The following is a 21,126-nucleotide window of genomic DNA, read 5'->3' as shown; positions in this document are numbered from 1 at the left end:
CTGGTAAATTTCACAACCTGTGGGCAGGCTCAAGCGCAATGGTTTCGGGGCGTCCAGGGGTGAGAAAGGGTTGTCAGTCCTTTCTCTCAAGGGGGTGTTCCAGCCGGTTGTCACGCTTGGCCAACGCCGTGTACACCGACGGCAGGACAAACAAGGTGAACAACGTCCCGATCGACATGCCGGTGGCGATCACCATGCCGATATCAAACCGACTGACCGCGCCCGCACCGCTGGAAAACACCAGTGGGACCACCCCCAGCACGGTCGCGATGGTGGTCATCAACACCGGCCGCAAGCGGATAGCGGCGGCCTCCTCGATGGCGGCACGCGCCGACAGGCCTTGTTCCTTGCGCAATTGATTGGCGAACTCGACGATCAGGATGCCGTGCTTGCTGATCAGGCCAATCAGCGTGACCAAGCCGATTTGCGTGTAAATGTTCAACGTGGACCAGCCCAGGAACAGCGCAATCAGCGCACCGCATATCGACAGCGGCACGGTCACCAGGATCACCAGCGGGTCACGCAGGCTTTCAAACTGGGCCGCCAGCACCAGGCCGATAATTGCCAGTGCCAGGCCGAACGTACCCCACAGCGCATTCCCCTCCTGCACAAACTGGCGCGTGGCGTTGCTGTAGTCGAAGGTGTAGCCCGCCGGAGCCTCCTCCAGGGCGATGGCTTGCACGGTCTCAAGGGCGTTGCTCATACCCACAATCGGATACGCCGAGACCAGCACCGAATTGAGCTGCTGGAACTGATTCAACTGCCGGGGGCGGACCTCTTGGCTGGAGACGGTGATCAGTGTCGACAAGGGCAATAATTGGCCTTTGGCCGTTTTTACGTTGTAGTGACTCAGCCAGTCCGGATTGTCCCGGTAGGTGCGCTCGACCTGGGCAATGACCTTGTAGAGATTGCCATCAATCCGAAACCGGTTGATTTCCGTTTCGGCCAGCAGGGTCGCCAGGGTCAGGCTCAGGTCCTCCATGGACACGCCCATCTGCGCGGCCTTGGCCCGGTCAATGTCGATCACCACCTCAGGCCGGTCGAATGCCAGGTCGATATCCACATAGGCAAACTTCCCCGAGTCGATCGCCCGTTGCTTGACGCGCTCGGCCACCTCCAACATCGATTGATGGTCCTGCTGGGAACTGATGACAAAGCCAAAGGGCAGGCCCTCGCCCGTACCTGGCAAGGACGGCAGGTTGAAGGCAAAGACTTGCAGGCCGGGGATGTTATCGAGCTTTTCGCGTAGCGGCACCAGGACCTCCATCTGTGAGCGCTCGCGCTGGTCCCAGGGCTTGAGCAGGAAGCCGCCGACGCCCGAATGCACGCCATCCAGGCCATTGATCTGGAACGAGGCCTGGTACTCGGGCACGGTCTGGAACTGCTCGATAAAGTCCTGGGTGTAGGTGTTGAGGTAGGCCAGGTTGGTTGGCTGCGGTGCACTGGAGAGGATGAAGATCAGGCCCTGGTCCTCATCGGGGGCCAACTCTGACAGGGTGAACGTGAGCATGGCCGGAATCAGGCCGAGGACAAGCAAGGCGAACACGATGACCACCGACTGTGCCTCCATGATCTGATGCAGTCGCCGCTGATAACGCTGTTTGAGGTTGTCGAAGAGTCGCTCCAGGAGCAGGTGCAGGCCCTGCGGCTGTTCTTCAGGGCGCAGCAGCAGGGCGCACATCATCGGTGACAGCGTCAGCGCGACGATGCCGGAAATCACCACGGCGCCGGCCAGGGTCAGGGCAAACTCCTTGAACAGCGCACCGGTCAAACCCTGGAGAAAGCCGATGGGGGCATACACCGCGGCCAGGGTGATCGTCATGGAAATCACCGGCATGCACACCTCCCTGGCGCCCTTGATTGCCGCTTCGAGGGGCGATCGGCCTTTTTCGATATGCCGATGGATGTTCTCCATCATCACAATGGCATCATCGACCACCAGGCCGATGGCCAACACCATGGCCAGCAGCGTCAGGACGTTGATCGAGTAACCCATCAGTTGCATGAAGAACAGTGTGCCGACCAGTGACAGGGGAATGGTGATGACGGGAATCACCACCGAGCGCAACGAGCCAAGAAACAAAAACACCACCAGCACCACAATCAGGATGGCTTCCATCAGGCTCGACAGCACATGGTCGATAGAGGCGTTGATATACAGCGTCGAATCGTAGGCAATATCCGCTTGCAGGTGGGGCGGCAACTGCGCCTGCAAGTCCGGCAACAGGTCGCGCACGCGCTTGCCCAGCTCCAGCGGGTTGGCATCGGGGGTTGGCTTGATGCTGATATAAGTCGCGGGCAGACCGTTGAATGAACTGAAGCTGTCGTAGTTCTGTGCGCCCAATTCCACCCGCGCCACATCACCGAGGCGTACCTGGCTGTCGCCATTGGTTTTCAAGGTGATGGCCCTGAAGCCTTCAACCGTTTGCAGTTCGGTATTGGCCGTGACACTGGTCACGACAAACTCACCGGTGGCGTCGCCGGCGATAGACTGGACGTTGTAGCGCTTGACGGCCTGCGTTACATCGCTGGCGCTCAAGCCAAACCCCGCGAGTTTCAGCGGGTCCAGCCACAGGCGCATGGCAAAGCTCTGGTTGCCGATGATCTGGGCTTCGGCCATGCCCGGCAGCGTCACCAGCCGAGGCTGCACCACCCGCAGCAGGAAGTCGGTGATCTGCGCATTGTTCATGGTGTCGCTGGAAAAACTCAGGTACATGAGCGCGGTGTTGTCTGCCGCGACTTTGTTCAGGACCGGATCTTCAATCTCCCTGGGTAGCTGATTCCTCACTTCATTGGTCTTGGCCAGTAGCTCGGTGAACAAACGGTCGCTGTTGGCACCGACCCGGCCATAGATTGAAATAACGGACACATTCTGGCGGCTGGAGGAGCGCATGTAGTCGATGCCTTGCGCACTGGCCAGGCTTTTCTGCAGCGGTTGTGTGATGTAGCTCTGCACGGTCTCGGCACTGGAGCCGGGAGCAAGCGTGGTGACCGTAATCAGTGCGTTTTCCATCTGGGGGAACTGGCGCAGGGGTAATTGCCCGTAGGCCTGCCATCCCAGCAACACGATCAACAGGCTGACGACCAGGGCCAGCACGGGGCGGCGGATAAACAGGTCGGTGAACGTCATTCAGCATTCTCCCGTTGAGTGGTCAGGGGCCGCTCAGCGGGCTGGTTCTTGTCGATACCGATGCGTATCGGGGTACCGTTTTGCAGCTTGATCTGGCCGGCGGTGACGATCTGTTCGCCCTTGTTCAAGCCCTTGGCAATCACGATCTCGCCGGCGCGTCGCTCGCCGGTTTCGACCAGGCGTTGTTCGGCGATCAGGACCGGCTTGCCTTCACCATCCAGTTCGTCGCGTCCCTCGCTGTTTTTGCGTGGTGTCACGACGTATACATACTGGCCGTAGGGGCTGTAGGCGATGGCGCTCTCCTGGATCACCACGTGCACGGCCGGGTTGGCCAACAGCACCTGCAAGTGGGCGAACATCCCCGGCAGCAGGTCGTTGGACGGGTTGCTCAAGGTGGCGCGCACCAACACATTTCGGGTGTTGTCGTCGACGATGGGGTTGATGGCGCTGACGCTGGCGAGACTGACCAGCCCTGGCCGCGCTGAAACTTCAATCTGCACCGCCTGGCCGATCTTGATCAGTTGAACGGCTTGCTCAGGCACATGGAAGTCCACGTAAAGGCTCTGGGTGTCCTGCAGGCTGGCGATCACCGTGGCGCTTTGCAGGTTGTCGCCGATATCGACTTGGCGAATGCCGATCGTGCCGTCGAACGGGGCAACGATGCTTTTTTTGGTCAGGGCCGAGCGACGCTGGGCAACCAGGGCGTTGTTGCGGTTGAGTTCGGCAGACAGCCGGTCGAACTCGCCTTGGGAGATGGCCTTGATCCCCACCAGTTTCTGCCCGCGCTGGAAATTCTGCCGCGCCAGGCTGCGGTCAGCCAGGGCCACGTCCAACTCGGCCTGTTCGGTCTGGTGTTCGAGTTGCAGCAGGGTTTGCCCGGCCTTGACGGCTTGCCCCGAGTCGAAATGCAGATGGGTGACGATGCCGGGCACCTCGATACTCAGGTTGATGCCTTGCAGCGCCTTGAGTGTTCCCGCCGCTGGCAATTGGCGCTGCCAGGGTTTTTCGACGGCATTGGCGACCGCCACGCTGACGGGCGGCTTGGGCGCATGCAGCCGCTGCAACTGTTGGTAAACCCAGAATGCCTTATAGCTGGCGAGCATCAGCACGGCCAACAGGACAATGCTGAGCATGGTAATCATCCGGCGGCCCGGCATAGGTTCTTCCTTGTGAGGGTGACGTGGTGCGGGGGACGCACGCTGAGCCACGCAGTCTTCACGAGAAAGGCGGGTGCTATAAGGCGGAAATTCGCGAGTGCCTGTAAGAAGGCTGATCCCTCGTTGAGGGAGCTTTCGCAGGCTGCGTAGGATTCTTTCTGGAGATGGGCTCCCAGGTGTCAGCCCGGAAGCGATGCAGTGGTTTCAGACCAGATGCAGATGGTTATCCCAAAACCCGGCGGGCAATTCCAGGGGCTTGGCCACCAGTTGTGGCTGCCGGCAATCGTAGAAGCGACAACGACCCTGGCCCGAGGTCACGACAAACCCGTCTGCCACCGCACCCACGCCGGCGCAGTCGGGCAACGGCCCGTCCAGACGCAGTTCGCCGCTGTCCATGTCCCAGATAAAAAAGCGATTGCCCCGTGGTGCGGTCAGTGCCACCAGGCGTAATTCACTGTGCACGGCCACGCTGGCGGTGTAGTGCCCCATGGCCTGCAACTGCTCATCCGCCACCGGGAACGCCACGAACGGTTGCCCCGGACGCTTGATTGCCAACAGTTCGGATCGCTCCTGCGAAGGCCCCATGAACTGCTGCCCGGTGAGGATCGTGCCATCGCTGGCGATCCCCATATGGCGCACGCTGTTCATCTGCTGGCCGAGGGTTTCCTTGCTCAACAGCGTACCGTCACGCTGCATCAGCACCAGGCTGGGCTCCATGGCGTTGAGGTTCATCTCGACCCGGCTTTCGGCCTCGGTGCGGATGCCGCCATTGGCCACGATCAGGGTTTCTCCATCGGGCATCCACGACACCTGGTGTGGGCCGATGCCGTGGGTGGAGATTTCGCCACGGTGTACCAGGCGTTCACCTTCGAACGTGTACACCCCCAACAGGCCGCGACCGGGGTCGGTGGTGTCGTTTTCCGTGGCGTACAGCCAGTCGCCGCTCTTGTGGATCACCGCATGCCCGTAGAAGTGCCGGTTGGCCTGGGACGTCACGGTTTGCAGCAGCGTGCCGTCGCGCAGGTCCACCAGATAGCTCTCGGTGCCCGGGCGGCGGGCCACGAACAGGGCGATGGGCTGGGTCGGGTGGTTGATGATGTCGTGGCAGCGCTGGCCGACCTGGGTCGCGAACACTTGAGTGCCGTCCAGGCGATAACCCACGGCGTAGTGCTTGCCGTCGGCATCATCCCGGGCCGACAGCAGCAGCGGGCTGTCGCCCTTGCGCTTGAACAGCGTCCAGCCGCCCAGGGTGATTGCACTGAGCAGCACGCTGCCGATGGCCAAAGCCTGTCGCCTGAGCATCATCAGTCACCGTCGTTGGCGTTGAAGCCCAGTTGGATGCCCAGCGCCTTGGCCAGTTCGCCCTCATGCAGGCGGTGGACGACGTTGAGGCTGTCGTAGATGTCGTTGAGTTGCTGGCGCCCGGCGTCATCGGCCAGCAGTTCATTGAGCGAACGCTGGTTGCTGTCGAACAGTTTCAGTGAAGCGGCGTAGGCAGCGTCGATCTTCTCGGCCAAAGGCTTCTGGTCGGCGGGCAGCAGGCCGCGCAGGCCCTTGTTGTCGACCCCGACCCACACGGTCTGGGCCGCCGCGAGGCTGGCTTGCAAGCCTTGCAGGGACGACTGGCTGCGCCACGCATCGGCCTGGAACGGCTGCGGGATGCCCTTGGACAGGCGACCCATCGGCGTGCCGAGTTTTTTCTTCAGGGTGTCCAGGGCCGTGACCTGCACGCGCAGCAGCTCGGCGATGGCTTCGTGGGAATCGGCGTAGCGCTGGTTCGGGAACTTGGTCATCTGCGCGAGCATGCCGTCGGTGCTGTTCCAACTGGTGAGGATTTCCTCGGCGAGTTGTTTCTGGCGCTCGCCGATGGCGATCAGCAGCGGGCAGTAGCGGGCTTTCTGGGCATCGTTGGCGATGTCGGTCTTGGCGTCATACAGGATGTATTCGTAGGCCGACAGGCCTTGCACCACGACGCTGGACTTGGCCAGGGCGGCGGCATCGATCTGCGGCTGGGCGGTGGCCAGTTGCTCGACTTGACGGCCGACGAGGTTTTTCTTGTCCGGCCAGAACTGCACCTGCCAGGCGCGGTTGCCCTCGGCCAGCGGGCCGATCAGCAGCGGTTGCAACTCGGCCCAGGCTTTTTGCGCGTGGAGGAAGTCGGCGCGCGCGGTTTCCAGGGATTCCTTGCCTTGGCAGTAAGCCAGGGCACTGACGGCCAGTTGCCGGTCAGCTTCGACCCAGCGGCTGTAGGTCGGCAGGATCACTTGCTTGGCGATGGCGGCCGAGGTAACCGCTTGCGGATCCTGTGGCGAGCAGGCGCCCAGGGCGAGGGCGGCAAGGCTGGTGAACAACAACTTGGGACGGAACATGTCGAGCTCCCTTCATTAATTGGGGCAAAGCTTATAGAGAATTCAGGAACGCGAGCAACGCGGCGCGCTGCTCGGCGCTAAATGACAACACATGCTGCTGCGCCGCCTGGGCTTCACCGCCATGCCACAGCACGGCTTCAAGCAGGTTGCGGGCGCGGCCGTCATGCAGCAACTGGGTGTGGCCACTGACGTTTTGCGTCAGGCCGATGCCCCACAACGGCGGCGTGCGCCAGTCGCGGCCACCGGCCTTGAATTCGGTACGGTTATCGGCCAGGCCCTCGCCCATATCGTGCAGCAACAGGTCGGTGTAGGGGCGGATCACCTGGTTGGCGAGCTCAGGTTCAGCGGCGTTGGCTGCGGTGGTGAATGTCGGCGTGTGGCACGACTGGCAACCCGCCTGGAAGAACAGGTTCTTGCCGGCCAGCACTTGTTGTTCATTGACATCACGGCGCGCCGGAACGGCCAGGTTGCGGGTGTAGAACAGCACCAGGCGCAGGATGTTATCGCTGACTTCCTGCTCGCCATTTTCGCCGTTGCCGTTGGGCGCTTGCTTACAGGCAACCTGTGCGTCGGTGCAGTCATCGAAGGGGCGCAGGCTGGTCGTCAGGCCCATGTCACCCGAAAACGCGTGAACATTTTGTTGATTGAGGTTCGGTTGCCCGGCTTTCCAGCCGAAACGGCCGAGCACGGTTTTTTGTCGGGCATCATCCCAGACCCAGTTCGGGCGGCCGAACACGCCGTTTTTGTCCGGGCGTTTGCTGGCGTTTTGCAGGATGTCTGCGTCGCTGATGGCTTCAAGCAGGCCCAGGCCGATCATCGGCGGGGCCACGCGCGCGGAAAACCGCGTATCCGGATGCATCGGGCCATAGCCCAACTGAGTGATTTGCAGGGCTGGCTTGCGCAACTCGACCACCGTGCCGTCCTTGAACGTGACGTTGACCGGCGTGTAGTCGACCCGCACCTTGCCTTCCGGGACCACACCGGGCACGGCCATGTCCTGCAGTTGCCCACCATAGACTGGCTCCGGGACGACACCCAGTTGCTCGATGACCTTGGCGTAGGGCTGTGAGTCCGGAATCGACAAGCGCACCAGCATCGACACTGCATTGCTGGCCTCAGGCAAGGGCGGATGGCCACGCCCGTCCTTGATGTGGCAGTTCTGGCAGGCGTTGGTGTTGAACAGCGGCCCCAGCCCATCACGGGCAGTGGTGGTGGCCGGGGCGATCACCCACGGATTGCGGAAAAAGCTGTTGCCGACGCTGAAATCCAGGCGGCGCGTCGGCGCCAAATTGGCCGACGGCAACGAGAAGGCATTCTGGTCGGTCTTCCTCACCGTCGTGCTGCCTCCCGAACGTGCCTCACCCGGCTCGGCCTGGGTAAACGTCGGCGGCGGGGCGTCATCGCAGGCACTCAGGCTCACGGCCATCAAGAGTGCAGACAGGCGAAGAAGCAAACGGGGCATCGGTAATCCTGAAAAGACGGGCGACGGTGGATGAAATTCAGGGGGCAAAGTCTAACAGGGCGGGGCGGATTGAATAAGAGCAATTATCGTTTGCTCCAATCTGATGCATTCCCGCTAGAATGGCCGCACATTTTTCCTGGAGGTGGCCAATGCAGGCTCTCGACGCTTTGCTCAACCGTGTTTCCGTGCCGCGCCTGCTGGAGCCGGCCCCCACTGCCGAACAGCGCGAAGTGCTGTTCGCGGCAGCCATGCGTGCGCCGGACCACGGCCAGTTGCGGCCTTGGCGCTTCCTCACCGTGGAAGGCCCGGCCCGCGAGCAAATGGGCACCCTGCTGGCCGAAGCGGCCCGCCTGCAAGACCCTGCGGCACCGCAAGCGGTGATCGACAAGGCACAGAACGGCCCGTTGCGTGCGCCGTTGGTGGTGGTGGTGATTGCCCGTCTGCAGGAACACTTCAAGGTGCCCAAGTCCGAGCAACTGCTGGCGGCCGCCTGTGCGGCCCACGGCATCCTGCTGGCGGCGTACGCCCAGGGGATTGGTGCGGTGTGGCGGACCGGGGAGTTGTCGTATTCGGCGCATGTGGCCAAGGGGTTGGGGCTGGGCGCGGGTGAGGAGGTGATTGGCTTCCTCTACCTGGGCACCGCGCAGAACCCGCCGCGTACGGCGGCGAAAGAGGACATCACGGCGTTTGTCAGTGCCTGGACCGGTCTCTGATACCAGCCACATCCAAGTGTTGAAGCTGCTTGTGTGGGAGCTGGCTTGCCTGCGATACAGACGCCTCGATGCATCAGCTACACAGAGGTGATGCTATCGCAGGCAAGCCAGCTCCCACACAAGCCCGCTCCCACATGGGTATCCGGTGTTTTCAGACCCGGAACTGATCCATCAGCTTCATCTGCTGGTTGGCCAATGCATTTAATTGGCTGCTGATCGCCGCCGATTCCGTCGCCTGGCCGGTCAGGGTCTCGGTCACGGTACGAATGGCCGAAACATTGCGGTTGACCTCTTCGGCCACGGCGCTCTGTTCTTCGGCGGCGCTGGCGATTTGCAGGTTCATGTCGCTGATCACCGTCACTGCATCGCTGATCTTGCCCAGGGCCTGAACCGCCTGCTGGATCTGCCCGGCATTGTTCTGCGCCTGGCTCTGGCTCGAATGCATGGTGGTCACCACCCCACGGGTCGCGCTCTGGATGCGTTCGATCACCAGGCGGATTTCCTCCACCGAATCCTGGGTACGCCGGGCCAGGTTGCGCACTTCGTCCGCCACCACCGCGAAACCACGCCCGCTTTCCCCGGCGCGCGCGGCTTCAATCGCGGCATTGAGGGCCAGCAGGTTGGTCTGCTCGGCAATGCTGCGGATCACCTCCAGCACCGAACCGATCTGCTCGCTGTTGACCGCCAGGGCTTCGACTTCGGTCACCGCCTTGCTGACTTCTTCGGCGAGGGTGGTGATGTCACGGGTGCTGCGCTCGATGATCGCCAGGCCCTCGCGGGCTGACTGATCGGCGCCGCGAGCTGCACTGGCAGCGTTTGAGGCGCTGTTGGCCACATCATGGGCGGTGGCGCTCATCTCGTTGGAGGCGGTCGCCACCTGGTCGATCTCGCGGAACTGCACCTGCATGCCTTCGCTGGTCTGGCGCGCGATTTCCGAGGACTGATCAGCGGTGCCACGGGCTTCGGTGATGCTCTGCTTGATCTGGGCGATGGTCGGTTGCAGCTTGTCGAGAAAGCGGTTGAACCAACTGACCAGTTCCCCCAGTTCGTCTTTTTTCGTGTAGGCCAGGCGTTGGGTCAGGTCGCCGTCGCCGCTGGCAATGTCCTTGAGCATCGCCGCCACGCTGTTGATCGGGCGGGTCACGCCCGTGGCCGTCAGCCACATCAGCAACAGGCCCAGCAGGCCGGCCGCAGCGCCCACCAGCAATGCCTGCAGTGTGCCGCGAGCCTGGGCGTCGTCGAGCACGCCTTGCAGCTTGACCGAATCGGCCAGCAGCACGTCCTTGGGCAGTTTGATCACCACGCCCCAGGGCTTGGCCTCGGCAATCGGCTTGACTGGGTACACCGCACGGATTGTGTCGTCCTGCTCGCGGACCTTGTGGGTGTCACTGGCCAGCAGTTGCACGATTTCTTTACCTTCGCCACCCAGTACATCGACGATGCTCTTGCCGACTTTGTCCGGCTCGCCGCTGTAGCTGGCAATCAGGCCACTGCTGGAAAGAATTTCCATGATCCCGGCGCCGTCGAACAGCTCTTTTTGCGCGGTATTGGCGGCCGCTTGCAGGGCATCCAGGGCAATGTCGACGCCGATCACACCAATGACCTTGCCATCTGCCAGCAGCGGCAGTGAGATCGTGGTCATCAGCATCGACTTGCCGGCGACTTCGTCGGCATACGGGTCCAGCAGGCAAACGCTGCGGGTATCCCGTGGGCAGGTGTACCAGATGTTGTAGGGCGTACCACTGAGATTGAGGGTGGTCTTGGTCAGGTCCGCTTCCACCATCACCGTGTTCAGGCCCTCACCGCCGGCACGGCTCCAATAGCTGGAAAAGCGCCCGACTTCGTTGGAGGCGCGCAGTTTGTCGTCGACAAATTCGCTGTCCCTGCCATCCAGGCCATTGGGTTCAAACGACAACCAGATCCCCAGCACCTTGGTATTGCGCTCGAAGGCGGTCTTGACCCGCTGGTTGAGTTCCTCGCGCACGGCCCCCGCTTCCAGCGAGCGCTTGGCGGCCATGTTGCGCAAGTCCTTGACCTGATCGGCGAGGGCGGTGACCACCAACAGGCTCTCGCCGAAGGCTTTCTGCAGTTGCACGGCCTGCTCGGCGGCCTTGGCCTGGAGCAGGTTCTCCACGCTGGTGGTGAGCATGCGTGAACTTTGGGCGCTGACCAGTTGGTCGTTCTGGTTGGCCTGGTAGATATTCAGGCTGACGATCAGCGCAATCACCCCCAACAGGCAGAGACCGGAGAGCAGCACGATTTTCAAGCGGATGGAGAGGGTGTCAAACATGGGCTTACTCGCGATTGGACTTATTGGTGTGCAAGCAGGGCAACGGCCAAGTCCATTCGGCGCTATGCCCGCAACATCGGCACCGGCGAGTAATTCATGAGGGGCAGGCGATGAGCGGTAGCGCTCAGGCAGCGGTTTGCGCGAGGCGTTCGGGGCGTGACCAGATCCACAGGTTGCCCAGGCTCATCCCGGCGATGGCCAGGTAGATCGGCCAGCCGTGATCGAGCATCACCAGCATCAGGCCGGCACACAGCAGCATGCTCACGGTGGCGCTGACCTTGGCCCGACGCGCGATGATCTTGCCGTTGCGCCAGTTGAACAGGATCGGTCCGAACAAGCGGTGGTTTTCCAGCCAGGCGCTCAGGCGTGGCGAGCTCTTGGTGGCAGCCCAGGCAGCCAGCAGGATGAATTCGGTGGTGGGCAGGCCCGGCACGACAATCGCAATCAAGCCGATCCCCAGGCTGACATAGGCCAGCAGGCCGAACAGGACTCGGGCGAGTTTGGAGGAGGATTGGGTTGTGCCGGTCATAGGTACGATTTGTATGGGTTGCGAAAAATCTGAAAGTGGAGCGCGATCAAAATGTGGGAGCTGGCTTGCCTGCGATGCAGCCGCCTCGGTGTATCAGTTGAACCGAGGCGATGCTATCGCAGGCAAGCCAGCTCCCACACAAGCCAGCTCCTAAACAGCTGGTTCCTAAACAAGCTGGTTCCTACACCAGCAGTGGATCAGGCCAGTTCTGGGGCGCTAGCGTACGCCTGTTCCAGCAACACGGTGAAGCGTACGAATGCATCCACCGCACCTTTCTCCGCCGCTGCTTCTTCTTCGGCGCTCAGTTCCAGGCCGTCGAGGGTGCGGGTGAAGCTCTTCCAGCCTTCGGCACGGCCACCGGCGGGTTCGCCCAGGTGGCGGGCACCGAAGGTTTCGCTCAGGCCCAGGCCGACGGCGCGCTTGATCAGGAACGCAGCGCCCAGCTTGGAACCTTCGGACACGAACAACCAGCCCAGGGCTTGGGCCTTGCTTGGGTTCTGCACGGCACCGGCCACAGGGGCGGGTACTTCGGTTTCCAGGTCGGCCAGGTCCAGTTTGGCGGCTTCGGCGCGGCAGCGCTCGGCCAGGTCAGGCACCAGCTTGATCAGCTCGGGATCGTTGTACAGCGCCACCAGTTCCGACTGGAACAGGTACTGGGCGACGACGAAACGGGCGAAGTTGGCCTGGGTTTCAAACGGGGCGTGAGCCTTGACCAGTGCGTCGAGCTTGGTGTGCGGCTCGTTGGTGATCTGGTTCAGGCGCTGGGAGCGCAGGCTTGCACGTTCAGCGGTGGTGGAAGCGGTCATGGGATGTCCTTGAGAAGGAAAAGCGCCTTATTGCCAGGCTGTTATTACTAGACGAACAAGAAGACGCGTCACAGTAAAAAAACCTCACCCCGCTGGCGATAAATCCGGCGGGGTGGGGTTGCAGGGATCAGATGTCCCAGATCAGGTTGATCGCGAAGTTGCGACCGGGCTGGGTCAGGCGGTCCAGGCTGGCCGGCGAGGTCACGCCGGCTTCACCCACACCGTCGTAGCTGCGCACGTCATCCCAGTTCCAGTATTTCTTGTCGGTCAGGTTGTACAGGCCGCCGTTGACGGTCAGGTCGTTGGTGACTTTGTAGAAGCCCGTCAGGTCGACGATGCCAAAGCCCGGGGTCTTGAACGGGCCGTTGGCCTTGATGCCGGTCGGGGTAAAGAACGTGGCGCTGTCGACCCGGTTCTGTTTCTTGACCAGGGTCCAACTGACCAGCGCACCATAGTTGTCCTGGTCGTAGCCCAGGCCAAACACGCCCTTGAGCGGGTTGACGCTGTTCAGCGGCTGGCCGGTTTCGTCGTTGCGACCGTGGGCGTAGGCAATCGCGCCTTTGCTGTACAGGCCGTGCGGTGCGCCGAAGGCATCCAGGTTCAAGCGGCCTTTGACTTCCATGCCCTTGATGGTGGCGCGCTTGATATTGCCCGGCTGGAAGACTGTGCTGCCGGCAGGGCCCAGTACGGCGTTGTCTTCGTCGATAAAGTCGCGGTACTTGTTATAGAACACGGCGACGTCGAAATTGCCCGCATCGAAATTGCCGCGGATCCCGGTTTCATAGCTCTTGCTGGTTTCCGGCTTGAGGTTGGAGTTGGGCTCTACGACATAGTTTTCGTTAAGGTTTTCAAAGCGGCCATACAACGCCTTGGCAGATGGCGTGCGGAAACCTTCGGCGTACTGGCCGAACCAGGTGTATTGCTCGGTCAGCGCGTAGGTCACGCCCAGTTTTGGCGAGAAACGGTGCCAGGTTTTGTTCGAATCGTCGTGGGGATACTCGCGGTCCGGGTCGGTGGTGTTGAGGAACTCTTCGGTCAGCTTGGGTTTGAGCTGGATATAGTCGTAGCGCACGCTTGGCAGGAAGGTCCAGTCATTCCAACTGATCTGATCCTGGGCGAACAGCGCGTAGCTGTTGATGGTTGGGTCCGGAAAATCGCTGGCTTTTTTCACGCTGTCGGCAGGGCTTGGGCTCGGTGCGCCGATGGCGGTACAGCCGGCACCGACGGCCAGGCAGGTCGCCGCGCCTTCACGGGAGCCGGTGACTTTCTGCTGCTTGATCGTGGTGCCGTAGGTCAGCAGGTGGTCGGTGTCGCCGATGACGAAGGCCTTGTCCAACTGTGCGTCGAACACCCACTGCTTTTCTTCGTAGAGGGTGTCGCGGGTCCGCAGTACGCGGCGGCCGACCTGATAGATTTCGCTGGTGGCCTGGTCGGTCTTGGCGATCTGGTAGTTGAGGCTGGTCTTGATGTGATCGGCAATCGGTGAATCGAGGGAAAACTTGTTTTCCAGGCCAAAGCGTTCGCGGGTGATGGTGTCGTTGCCGCGACGGTCACGGTACATATTCATGCCCTGGCCTTCGAGGAAAATCCCGCCCACCGCGCTTTTCTGGTTGATGTCGCGGTCGTCCTTGTACTTCTCGTAGGTCAGGCCCAGGCGGTTGTCTTCGCCATAGTTCCAGCCCAGCTTGGCCAGCACGTTGGTGGTGCGCACGTCTTCCGGGTTGGCGCCGGTGCGGGCCAGGCCGGTGGCGTTGTTGCCGTCGTAGGATTCCATCTCATGGCCATTGCGCTGGCTCAGGTGCAGCAAGCCATCGAAGTCCTGCACGCGCCCGGCGACGGTGCCGGAGGTCAGCCAGCTTTCGTCAGCCGAGCTGTAGCCGGTCTTCAGGCGCGCGCCGACGTCCTGGCCGGGCTTGATGATGTCGTCCGGGTCGAGGGTGAAGTAGCTGACGGCGCCGCCGATGGCGCTGCTGCCGTACAGGGCCGAGGCCGGGCCGCGGATGATTTCCACGCGCTTGACGATTTCCGGGTCGACATAGTTGCGGCGGGTCTTGGCGTACGGGCCGTTGAAGAAGTTGTCCGGGACTTCTACGCCGTCCACCTGGGTGAGGATGCGGTCACCGTCGATGCCACGGATGTTGTAGCCCGAATTACCGGAGCGGGTGCCGGCGCCGCCGACCGAGACACCGGGCTCGTAGCGCACCAGTTCGCGGATGGTGTTGACGTTCTGGCGGTCCAGTTCCTCGCGCTCATGCACGCTGACGGTGCTGGGTACGCTATCGACCGCCTGTTCCGTGCGGGTGGCGCTGATGGTCATTTGTTGCAGGGTGATTGCGCTGCCCGCCGTGCGCTTTTCCAGGACGATGTTGTTATTGCCCAGTTTGCGGTAGTTCAGGTTGGTCCCCACCAACAGCCGGTCCAGGGCTTTTTCCGGCGTCAGCGAACCGCGCGCGCCCGGGGAGGAAACCCCTTGGCCCAGTTCGGCGGGCAGGCCGATCTGCCAGCCGGTGACGGCGGTAAAGGCGTTGAGCGCCGATACCAGGGATTGCTGCTCGATGCTGAAGGTGTAATTGGCGTGGCTGCGCGCAGCGGGTTCGGCCGCATTGGCCGTGAGCACCGGGCTGCCGGCCAGCAGGATCGCGGCGGTCAGCAGGCACAGCGTGGGCGAAGAGGACCGGCGGTTGAAACGAGAGGACATCGAGAGCGCTCCGAGGGACGAGTCTTATAGTTGCGAGCCTGAATCAAATAGGAATCAGTTGCATTGGCTAAGACGAGACGTACCAGCAGGGGCTATCGAGTAAAAATAATTATTCTCAGTTGAGAATCACTAGCGCCGGGAATTCCGAGAGCTTGGCCGAGGTGATGTGGGCCAGGGAGCGCACCACGTCCAGCGGCTGGTCCAGGCGGTAATTGCCGGTCACGGCGACGCTGGCCAATTGCTCATTGGTATTGACGATCCAGCCTGGGTAATAGCGCCGCAGCTCAGCCAGCACCTCGCTCATCGGGCAGTTTTCAAAGATCAACCGGCCCTGGACCCACGCCAGCTCCTTGGTGGCATCGAGCTTGGCCGGTTGGCCGAAGCCCTTGGGGCCGACGCGGATGCTCTCGCCGGCACTCAGGCGCACCCGGTTATTGCCGAAGGTGGTGCTCAGGTCGACATCCCCGCGTTGCACCTGGACCTGCGCCTCACCGTTGAGGTAACGCACGGCAAATGCCGTATCGCTGACGCTGGCGCGCACCGGGCCGGCGTCGATCTGCAGGGGCAGGCCACGGCTGGCCGCGACTTCGAAGAACGCCTCGCCCTGATACAGGCGGGCGATACGCTGATGCTCATCAATGGTGCTGGAAAACGCCGAGTTGGTATTGAGCAGCACCTTGGAGCCGTCATCCAGTTGCAGGCGCTGGCGCTCGCCGACCACGGTCAAATGGTCGGCCTGCAGACGCACCGGCAGGTTGCTGAAGCTGAACAGCCCGAGCAGCAACACCGCCGCCGTGGCCAGGGGCTTCCAGTGCGGCTTGATCCGCCGCCAGGCGCTGGGCTTGCGTGGTGCATTGAGGGCCACGGCGGCGCTGTGCACGGGCGCCCCGCCCCAGGCCGCCTGGGCTTTGGCGAAGGCTTGGGCGTGACTCGGGTCGGCAGCCAGCCAGGCCTGAAACTCGGCTTGCTGGCCAGGCTGCGGGCACTGCAAGACGATCAGCCAGTCGAGGGCTTGGTCCATGGCCGCATGTTGCAACACCTCATGAGCCAACTCATGGGGGTGCAGGTTGTTCGGGTCCGTCACGGTGTTCCTCGGGTCTTCGCCACGTTTTATTCAATGTCTTACGTATTTTTGTGACATTTCTGTCGGCTTGTCCTGACAAAGCTTAAGGGTGATCGAGTCGTTCGGCCACACCTATGCAGATGGCCATGATCAATTTCAGTTCCTTTTGCACAGTGCTCAAGGACACCTGCAACTGGTCGGCGATCTCCTGATAGCTGCAGCCGTGCAGGCGGCTGAGGATAAAGATCTGCTGCTGGCGGGCGCTCAACTGCCCGAGGCTGACACTCAGGTGCTCCAGCAATTGCTCGGCGTGGGCGGCATCTTCGGGGGTGGTGACCGGCGAGGCGACACTTTGCAGGACATCCATTGGGACATCTTCCTGCAAGGTGCGCGATTGAATCCGACGCGAGCGCAGATGGTCCAGCGCCAGGTTACGTGCGGTCTGGAAGACAAAAGGTTCGAGATGGTCAATGGGGCGTTCGCTGAGGGCCCGAGTGACGCGCAGGTAGGTTTCCTGCAACAGGTCCTCGGCGGTGCTGTGGTTGTTCACCATCCGCTGCAAGGTTCGCAACAGCACCAGCCGTTGGCTGAGGAAGACTTGGTTGAAGCGAGATAGGCTCACGAGGGTACCAGACCGATTGGCAGTGAATGATAATGCTTATCATCAGCGCAAATGGCAAGTAGCACTTTGCTGTATTCCGCTCAACCCTGTAGGAGCGAGCTTGCTCGCGAAGGTCGTCAACGATAACGCCGGCATTCTGAGTTAGCGTGGTGCCTCTGCGTTTCTCGCGAGCAAGCTCGCTCCTACAGTGATTGGGTCAATCAGGTTTTCAGGGGGTTACTCGGCGTTACACAGCGCCAGGCAGTTATCCAGCATGCGGTTGGAGAAGCCCCATTCGTTGTCGTACCAGGCCAGTACCTTGAGCAGCTTGCCGCTGGACTTGGTGTGGTTGGCGTCGAAGATCGACGACAGCGGGTTATGGTTGAAGTCACTGGAAACCAGCGGCAGGGTGTTATAGCCAAGGATTTTCGAGTGCTGGCTGGCTTCTTTGAGCAGTGCATTGACCTCATCGGCCGTGGCTTCTTTTTTCAGTTGCACGGTCAGGTCTACCAGGGACACGTTGATCACCGGCACCCGCACCGCCATGCCAGTCAGCTTGCCCGCCAGTTCCGGCAGCACCAGGCCCACGGCTTCGGCGGCGCCGGTCTTGCTCGGGATCATGTTCTGCGTGGCCGAGCGGGCGCGGTACGGGTCGGTGTGGTAGACGTCAGTCAGGTTCTGGTCATTGGTGTAGGCGTGGATGGTGGTCATCAGGCCGCTTTCAATGCCCAGTTCGCGGTGCAGCACCTGGGCGACCGGCGCCAGGCAGTTGGTGGTGCAGGACGCGTTGGAGATGATCTGGTGCGATTGACGCAAAATGTCATGGTTTACCCCGTAGACCACCGTGGCATCCGCACCCTTGGCGGGGGCAGAGATGATCACCTTGCGTGCGCCGGCGCTAATATGGGCGGCAGCCTTGTCACGGTCGGTGAACAGGCCGGTGCATTCGAATACCACGTCAATCTTGTGTGCAGCCCACGGCAGGTCGGCGGGGTTGCGAATGGCACTGACGGCAATCCGGTCGCCATTGACGGTCAGGCTTTCCTGATCGTGGGCGACCTCTGCATCGAAAGTGCCATGGACGGTGTCGTATTTAAGCAGGTGGGCATTGATCGAACTGTCGCCCAGATCATTGATGGCGACGATCTGCAAATCCTGGCGGTAGCCTTGGGTATAAAGTGCGCGCAGGACGTTGCGGCCGATACGGCCAAAACCATTGATTGCGATTCGAAGAGTCATTTGAAAAGCGCCTGTCGTCGATTTGTTGTAAGAATTACAAGATTATTCGCATAAAAATAGAAAACAAGCCTTTTTAGTGGCAATATTTTGTTCAATCTACAACGAGTGACCTGAATCAACTGGTCCGATTGGTCAAGTAACTCCCTGCCAACCTTTGCGCGGCGGGCTTTTGACCAGCATAGACTTTCAGGTCGCCACATCCGTTAGCCTGGAGTTCTACACATGCATCCCCGCGTACTTGAGGTCACCGAACGCCTTATCGCCCGCAGCCGGGCCACCCGTGAGGCGTACCTTGCGCTGATTCGCGGCGCGGCCAGCGACGGGCCGATGCGCGGCAAGCTGCAATGCGCCAACTTTGCCCACGGCGTGGCCGGATGCGGCACTGAAGATAAAAATAGTCTGCGCATGATGAATGCGGCCAACGTGGCAATTGTTTCGTCATATAACGACATGCTCTCGGCGCACCAGCCCTACGAACATTTCCCCGAGCAGATCAAAAAGGCCCTGCGCGAGATTGGCTCCGTCGGTCAGTTCGCCGGTGGCACCCCGGCCATGTGCGACGGCGTGACCCAGGGCGAGCCCGGCATGGAGCTGAGCCTGCTGAGCCGTGAAGTGATTGCCATGTCCACGGCGGTAGCGCTGTCCCACAACATGTTCGATGCGGCGCTGATGCTGGGTATCTGTGACAAGATCGTCCCCGGCCTGATGATGGGCGCCCTGCGTTATGGCCACCTGCCGATGATCTTCGTGCCGGGCGGGCCGATGCCGTCGGGGATCTCCAACAAACAGAAAGCCGATGTGCGCCAGCGTTACGCGGAAGGCAAGGCCAGCCGCGAAGAGTTGCTGGAATCGGAGATGAAGTCCTACCACAGCCCAGGCACCTGCACCTTCTACGGTACCGCCAACACCAACCAGTTGCTGATGGAAGTCATGGGCCTGCATTTGCCGGGCGCTTCGTTCGTCAACCCGTACACGCCGCTGCGTGATGCGCTGACCCGTGAGGCCGCGCACCAGGTCACGCGCCTGACCAAGGCCAGCGGTAACTTCACGCCGATTGGCGAGATCGTCGACGAAAAATCCCTGGTCAACTCCATCGTGGCCCTCAACGCCACCGGTGGTTCCACCAACCACACCCTGCACATGCCGGCCATCGCCATGTCGGCGGGCATCATCCTGACCTGGCAAGACATGGCCGACCTCTCCGAGGTGGTGCCGACCCTGTCCCACGTCTATCCGAACGGCAAGGCTGACATCAACCACTTCCAGGCGGCGGGCGGCATGTCGTTCCTGATCCGCGAACTGCTGGAAGCCGGCTTGCTCCACGAAGACGTCAACACCGTCGCGGGCCGTGGCCTGAGCCGCTACACCCAGGAGCCATTCCTGGTGGACGGCGAACTGGTGTGGCGCGACGGCCCGATCGAAAGCCTCGACGAAACCATCCTGCGCCCGGTGGCCCGTGCGTTCTCCCCCGAAGGTGGGCTGCGCGTGATGGAAGGCAACCTTGGCCGCGGGGTGATGAAAGTCTCGGCTGTGGCCCTTGAACATCAAATCGTCGAAGCGCCGGCGGTGGTATTCCAGGATCAGCAAGACCTGGCCGATGCGTTCAAGGCCGGCCAACTGGAGAAGGATTTTGTCGCGGTGATGCGCTTCCAGGGCCCGCGCTCCAACGGCATGCCGGAGCTGCACAAGATGACCCCGTTCCTGGGTGTTTTGCAGGACCGAGGCTTCAAAGTCGCGCTGGTGACAGACGGGCGCATGTCCGGCGCCTCGGGTAAGATCCCGGCCGCGATTCACGTCAACCCCGAAGCCCAGAGCGGCGGGCCGCTGGCGCGGGTCATGGATGGCGATATCATTCGCGTCGATGGCGTCAAAGGCACCCTGGAGCTTAAGGTGGACGCCAAAGAATTTGCCGCGCGCACACCTGCCACGGGCCTTTTGGGCAATAACGTGGGGGCGGGGCGTGAGCTGTTTGCATTCATGCGTCTGGCCGCAAGCTCCGCAGAGCAGGGCGCCAGCGCCTTTACCTCTGCCCTGGAGACACTTAAGTGAAGCTTGCGCTGGTTGGTGACATCGGCGGTACCAACGCCCGGTTTGCGTTGTGGCGGGACCAGGAACTGCATTCGATCCGGGTGCTGGCCACGGCGGATCACGCCAGCCCCGAGGATGCGATCCAGGTCTATCTCAAGGAGGAAGGCCTGGCGCTGGGCTCCATTGGCGCGGTGTGCCTGTCGGTGGCGGGGCCGGTGAGTGGTGATGAGTTCAAGTTCACCAACAACCATTGGCGCCTGAGTAGGGCGGCGTTCTGCAAAACCCTGCAGGTGGACGAGTTGTTGCTGGTCAATGATTTTTCGGCCATGGCCCTGGGCATGACGCGCCTGCAACCCGATGAGTATCGCGTGGTGTGCGCAGGCACGCCGGAGCCGTTGCGCCCGGCGGTGGTGATTGGCCCGGGCACTGGCTTGGGTGTCGGCACTTTGCTGGATCTGGGCGCAGGCCGCTGGGCGGCGTTGCCGGGGGAGGGTGGGCATGTCGACCTGCCCCTGAGCAGCCCGCGGGAAACCCAGTTGTGGCAGCACATCTACAACGAAATCGGGCATGTCAGCGCTGAAACCGCCCTGAGCGGTGGTGGCCTGCCGCGTCTGTACCGGGCGATCTGCGCGGTGGACGGTCATCAGGCCGTGCTCGAAACACCCGAGGCGATTACGGCGGCGGGCCTGGCCGGTGATCCGGTCGCGCTGGAAGTCCTCGATCAGTTCAGCATCTGGCTGGGCCGCGTGGCGGGCAATAACGTGCTGACCACGGGTGGCCGGGGTGGCGTGTACATCGTAGGCGGGGTGATCCCACGGTTTGCCGATTTCTTTATCAACAGTGGTTTTGCCAAGAGTTTTGCTGACAAAGGCTGCATGAGTGACTACTTCAAGGGTATTCCGGTGTGGTTGGTGACGGCGCCGTATTCCGGGTTGACTGGCGCGGGTGTGGCGTTGGAGCAGGCTTTTGCGTAGGCAGTGATGGCCCCATCGCAGGCAAGCCAGCTCCCACATTTGAATGTGTTCGCAAATCAAAATGTGG

General features: G+C 61.8%; 15 protein-coding genes and 1 pseudogene. 3 read left to right on the top strand and 13 right to left on the bottom strand.

Going from position 1 to position 21,126, the window contains the following annotated elements:
- Positions 1-73: 73 nt before the first annotated feature.
- From KL786_RS23405 to KL786_RS23385, 5 genes are all read right to left on the bottom strand, one after another.
- Complete coding sequence (locus KL786_RS23405; protein WP_215519124.1) at positions 74-3,130, bottom strand: multidrug efflux RND transporter permease subunit; 3,057 nt, start codon at positions 3,128-3,130, stop codon at positions 74-76.
- Positions 3,127-4,287, bottom strand: coding sequence for an efflux RND transporter periplasmic adaptor subunit (locus KL786_RS23400; RefSeq protein ID WP_215519123.1), 1,161 nt, complete (start codon positions 4,285-4,287; stop codon positions 3,127-3,129). Before KL786_RS23400 ends, KL786_RS23405 begins: the two co-directional genes overlap by 4 nt.
- 204 nt (positions 4,288-4,491) lie before the next feature.
- Positions 4,492-5,589 carry a DUF1513 domain-containing protein gene (locus KL786_RS23395; RefSeq protein WP_215519135.1) on the bottom strand — a complete coding sequence of 366 codons (1,098 nt, stop codon included), beginning with the start codon at positions 5,587-5,589 and terminating at the stop codon, positions 4,492-4,494.
- 2 nt (positions 5,590-5,591) lie between these two features.
- A complete protein-coding gene (locus KL786_RS23390; RefSeq protein WP_215519122.1) occupies positions 5,592-6,656 on the bottom strand; it encodes an imelysin family protein in 1,065 nt (354 codons plus the stop codon).
- Between the two features lie 31 nt (positions 6,657-6,687).
- Positions 6,688-8,118, bottom strand: coding sequence for a di-heme oxidoreductase family protein (locus tag KL786_RS23385; protein ID WP_215519121.1), 1,431 nt, complete (start codon positions 8,116-8,118; stop codon positions 6,688-6,690).
- Positions 8,119-8,267: 149 nt separating this feature from the next.
- Between KL786_RS23385 and KL786_RS23380 the strand changes: the two genes are divergently transcribed.
- Entirely contained in the window at positions 8,268-8,831 is a 564-nt protein-coding gene (locus tag KL786_RS23380) for a nitroreductase family protein (protein WP_032862438.1), read from the top strand.
- 151 nt (positions 8,832-8,982) lie between these two features.
- On the opposite strand, the gene KL786_RS30170 is transcribed toward KL786_RS23380, so the two are convergent.
- From KL786_RS30170 to gap, 8 genes and pseudogenes are all read right to left on the bottom strand, one after another.
- Complete coding sequence (locus tag KL786_RS30170) at positions 8,983-9,738, bottom strand: methyl-accepting chemotaxis protein (RefSeq protein WP_373323108.1); 756 nt, start codon at positions 9,736-9,738, stop codon at positions 8,983-8,985.
- Positions 9,739-9,840: 102 nt separating this feature from the next.
- Positions 9,841-10,848 (bottom strand): annotated as a pseudogene (locus KL786_RS30165) (methyl-accepting chemotaxis protein); the annotation flags it as partial.
- A 397-nt stretch (positions 10,849-11,245) separates the two neighbouring features.
- Positions 11,246-11,650: a YbaN family protein gene (locus KL786_RS23370; RefSeq protein WP_215519119.1), complete on the bottom strand. Its 405-nt coding sequence runs from the start codon at positions 11,648-11,650 to the stop codon at positions 11,246-11,248.
- 197 nt (positions 11,651-11,847) lie between these two features.
- The gene (locus KL786_RS23365; RefSeq protein ID WP_215519118.1) at positions 11,848-12,456 is read right to left on the bottom strand and encodes a biliverdin-producing heme oxygenase; all 609 of its coding nucleotides are present in this window, start codon (positions 12,454-12,456) and stop codon (positions 11,848-11,850) included.
- A 127-nt stretch (positions 12,457-12,583) separates the two neighbouring features.
- Positions 12,584-15,154, bottom strand: coding sequence for a TonB-dependent receptor (locus KL786_RS23360; protein ID WP_215519117.1), 2,571 nt, complete (start codon positions 15,152-15,154; stop codon positions 12,584-12,586).
- Positions 15,155-15,269: 115 nt separating this feature from the next.
- Positions 15,270-16,238, bottom strand: coding sequence for a FecR family protein (locus KL786_RS23355; RefSeq protein ID WP_032862443.1), 969 nt, complete (start codon positions 16,236-16,238; stop codon positions 15,270-15,272).
- Positions 16,239-16,320: 82 nt separating this feature from the next.
- Positions 16,321-16,839, bottom strand: a complete 519-nt coding sequence (locus KL786_RS23350; protein ID WP_032862444.1) for an RNA polymerase sigma factor — start codon at positions 16,837-16,839, stop codon at positions 16,321-16,323.
- A 216-nt stretch (positions 16,840-17,055) separates the two neighbouring features.
- Positions 17,056-18,057 carry a type I glyceraldehyde-3-phosphate dehydrogenase gene (gene gap / locus KL786_RS23345; protein WP_029295415.1) on the bottom strand — a complete coding sequence of 334 codons (1,002 nt, stop codon included), beginning with the start codon at positions 18,055-18,057 and terminating at the stop codon, positions 17,056-17,058.
- A gap of 222 nt (positions 18,058-18,279) precedes the next feature.
- On the opposite strand from gap, the gene edd reads away from it, so the two are divergent.
- Together edd and KL786_RS23335 are read left to right on the top strand one after the other, a co-directional pair.
- Positions 18,280-20,106: a phosphogluconate dehydratase gene (gene edd, locus KL786_RS23340; protein ID WP_090291848.1), complete on the top strand. Its 1,827-nt coding sequence runs from the start codon at positions 18,280-18,282 to the stop codon at positions 20,104-20,106.
- Positions 20,103-21,059, top strand: a complete 957-nt coding sequence (locus KL786_RS23335; protein ID WP_215519116.1) for a glucokinase — start codon at positions 20,103-20,105, stop codon at positions 21,057-21,059. The genes edd and KL786_RS23335 overlap by 4 nt, the downstream gene beginning before the upstream one ends.
- Positions 21,060-21,126: the final 67 nt, after the last annotated feature.

Source organism: Pseudomonas sp. TAE6080 (assembly GCF_018732265.1).
Taxonomy (GTDB): domain Bacteria; phylum Pseudomonadota; class Gammaproteobacteria; order Pseudomonadales; family Pseudomonadaceae; genus Aquipseudomonas; species Aquipseudomonas brenneri.
The sequence above is the reverse complement of the archived record's forward strand: the minus strand, read 5'-3'. Positions and strand labels throughout refer to the sequence as shown.

Coding starts and splice junctions, on each gene's coding strand:
- KL786_RS23405 (WP_215519124.1), bottom strand. CDS start 3,130: ATGACGTTCACCGACCTGTTTATCCGCCGCCCCGTGCTGGCCCTGGTC.
- KL786_RS23400 (WP_215519123.1), bottom strand. CDS start 4,287: ATGCCGGGCCGCCGGATGATTACCATGCTCAGCATTGTCCTGTTGGCC.
- KL786_RS23395 (WP_215519135.1), bottom strand. CDS start 5,589: ATGCTCAGGCGACAGGCTTTGGCCATCGGCAGCGTGCTGCTCAGTGCA.
- KL786_RS23390 (WP_215519122.1), bottom strand. CDS start 6,656: ATGTTCCGTCCCAAGTTGTTGTTCACCAGCCTTGCCGCCCTCGCCCTG.
- KL786_RS23385 (WP_215519121.1), bottom strand. CDS start 8,118: ATGCCCCGTTTGCTTCTTCGCCTGTCTGCACTCTTGATGGCCGTGAGC.
- KL786_RS23380 (WP_032862438.1), top strand. CDS start 8,268: ATGCAGGCTCTCGACGCTTTGCTCAACCGTGTTTCCGTGCCGCGCCTG.
- KL786_RS30170 (WP_373323108.1), bottom strand. CDS start 9,738: ATGCAGGTGCAGTTCCGCGAGATCGACCAGGTGGCGACCGCCTCCAAC.
- KL786_RS23370 (WP_215519119.1), bottom strand. CDS start 11,650: ATGACCGGCACAACCCAATCCTCCTCCAAACTCGCCCGAGTCCTGTTC.
- KL786_RS23365 (WP_215519118.1), bottom strand. CDS start 12,456: ATGACCGCTTCCACCACCGCTGAACGTGCAAGCCTGCGCTCCCAGCGC.
- KL786_RS23360 (WP_215519117.1), bottom strand. CDS start 15,154: ATGTCCTCTCGTTTCAACCGCCGGTCCTCTTCGCCCACGCTGTGCCTG.
- gap (WP_029295415.1), bottom strand. CDS start 18,057: ATGACTCTTCGAATCGCAATCAATGGTTTTGGCCGTATCGGCCGCAAC.
- edd (WP_090291848.1), top strand. CDS start 18,280: ATGCATCCCCGCGTACTTGAGGTCACCGAACGCCTTATCGCCCGCAGC.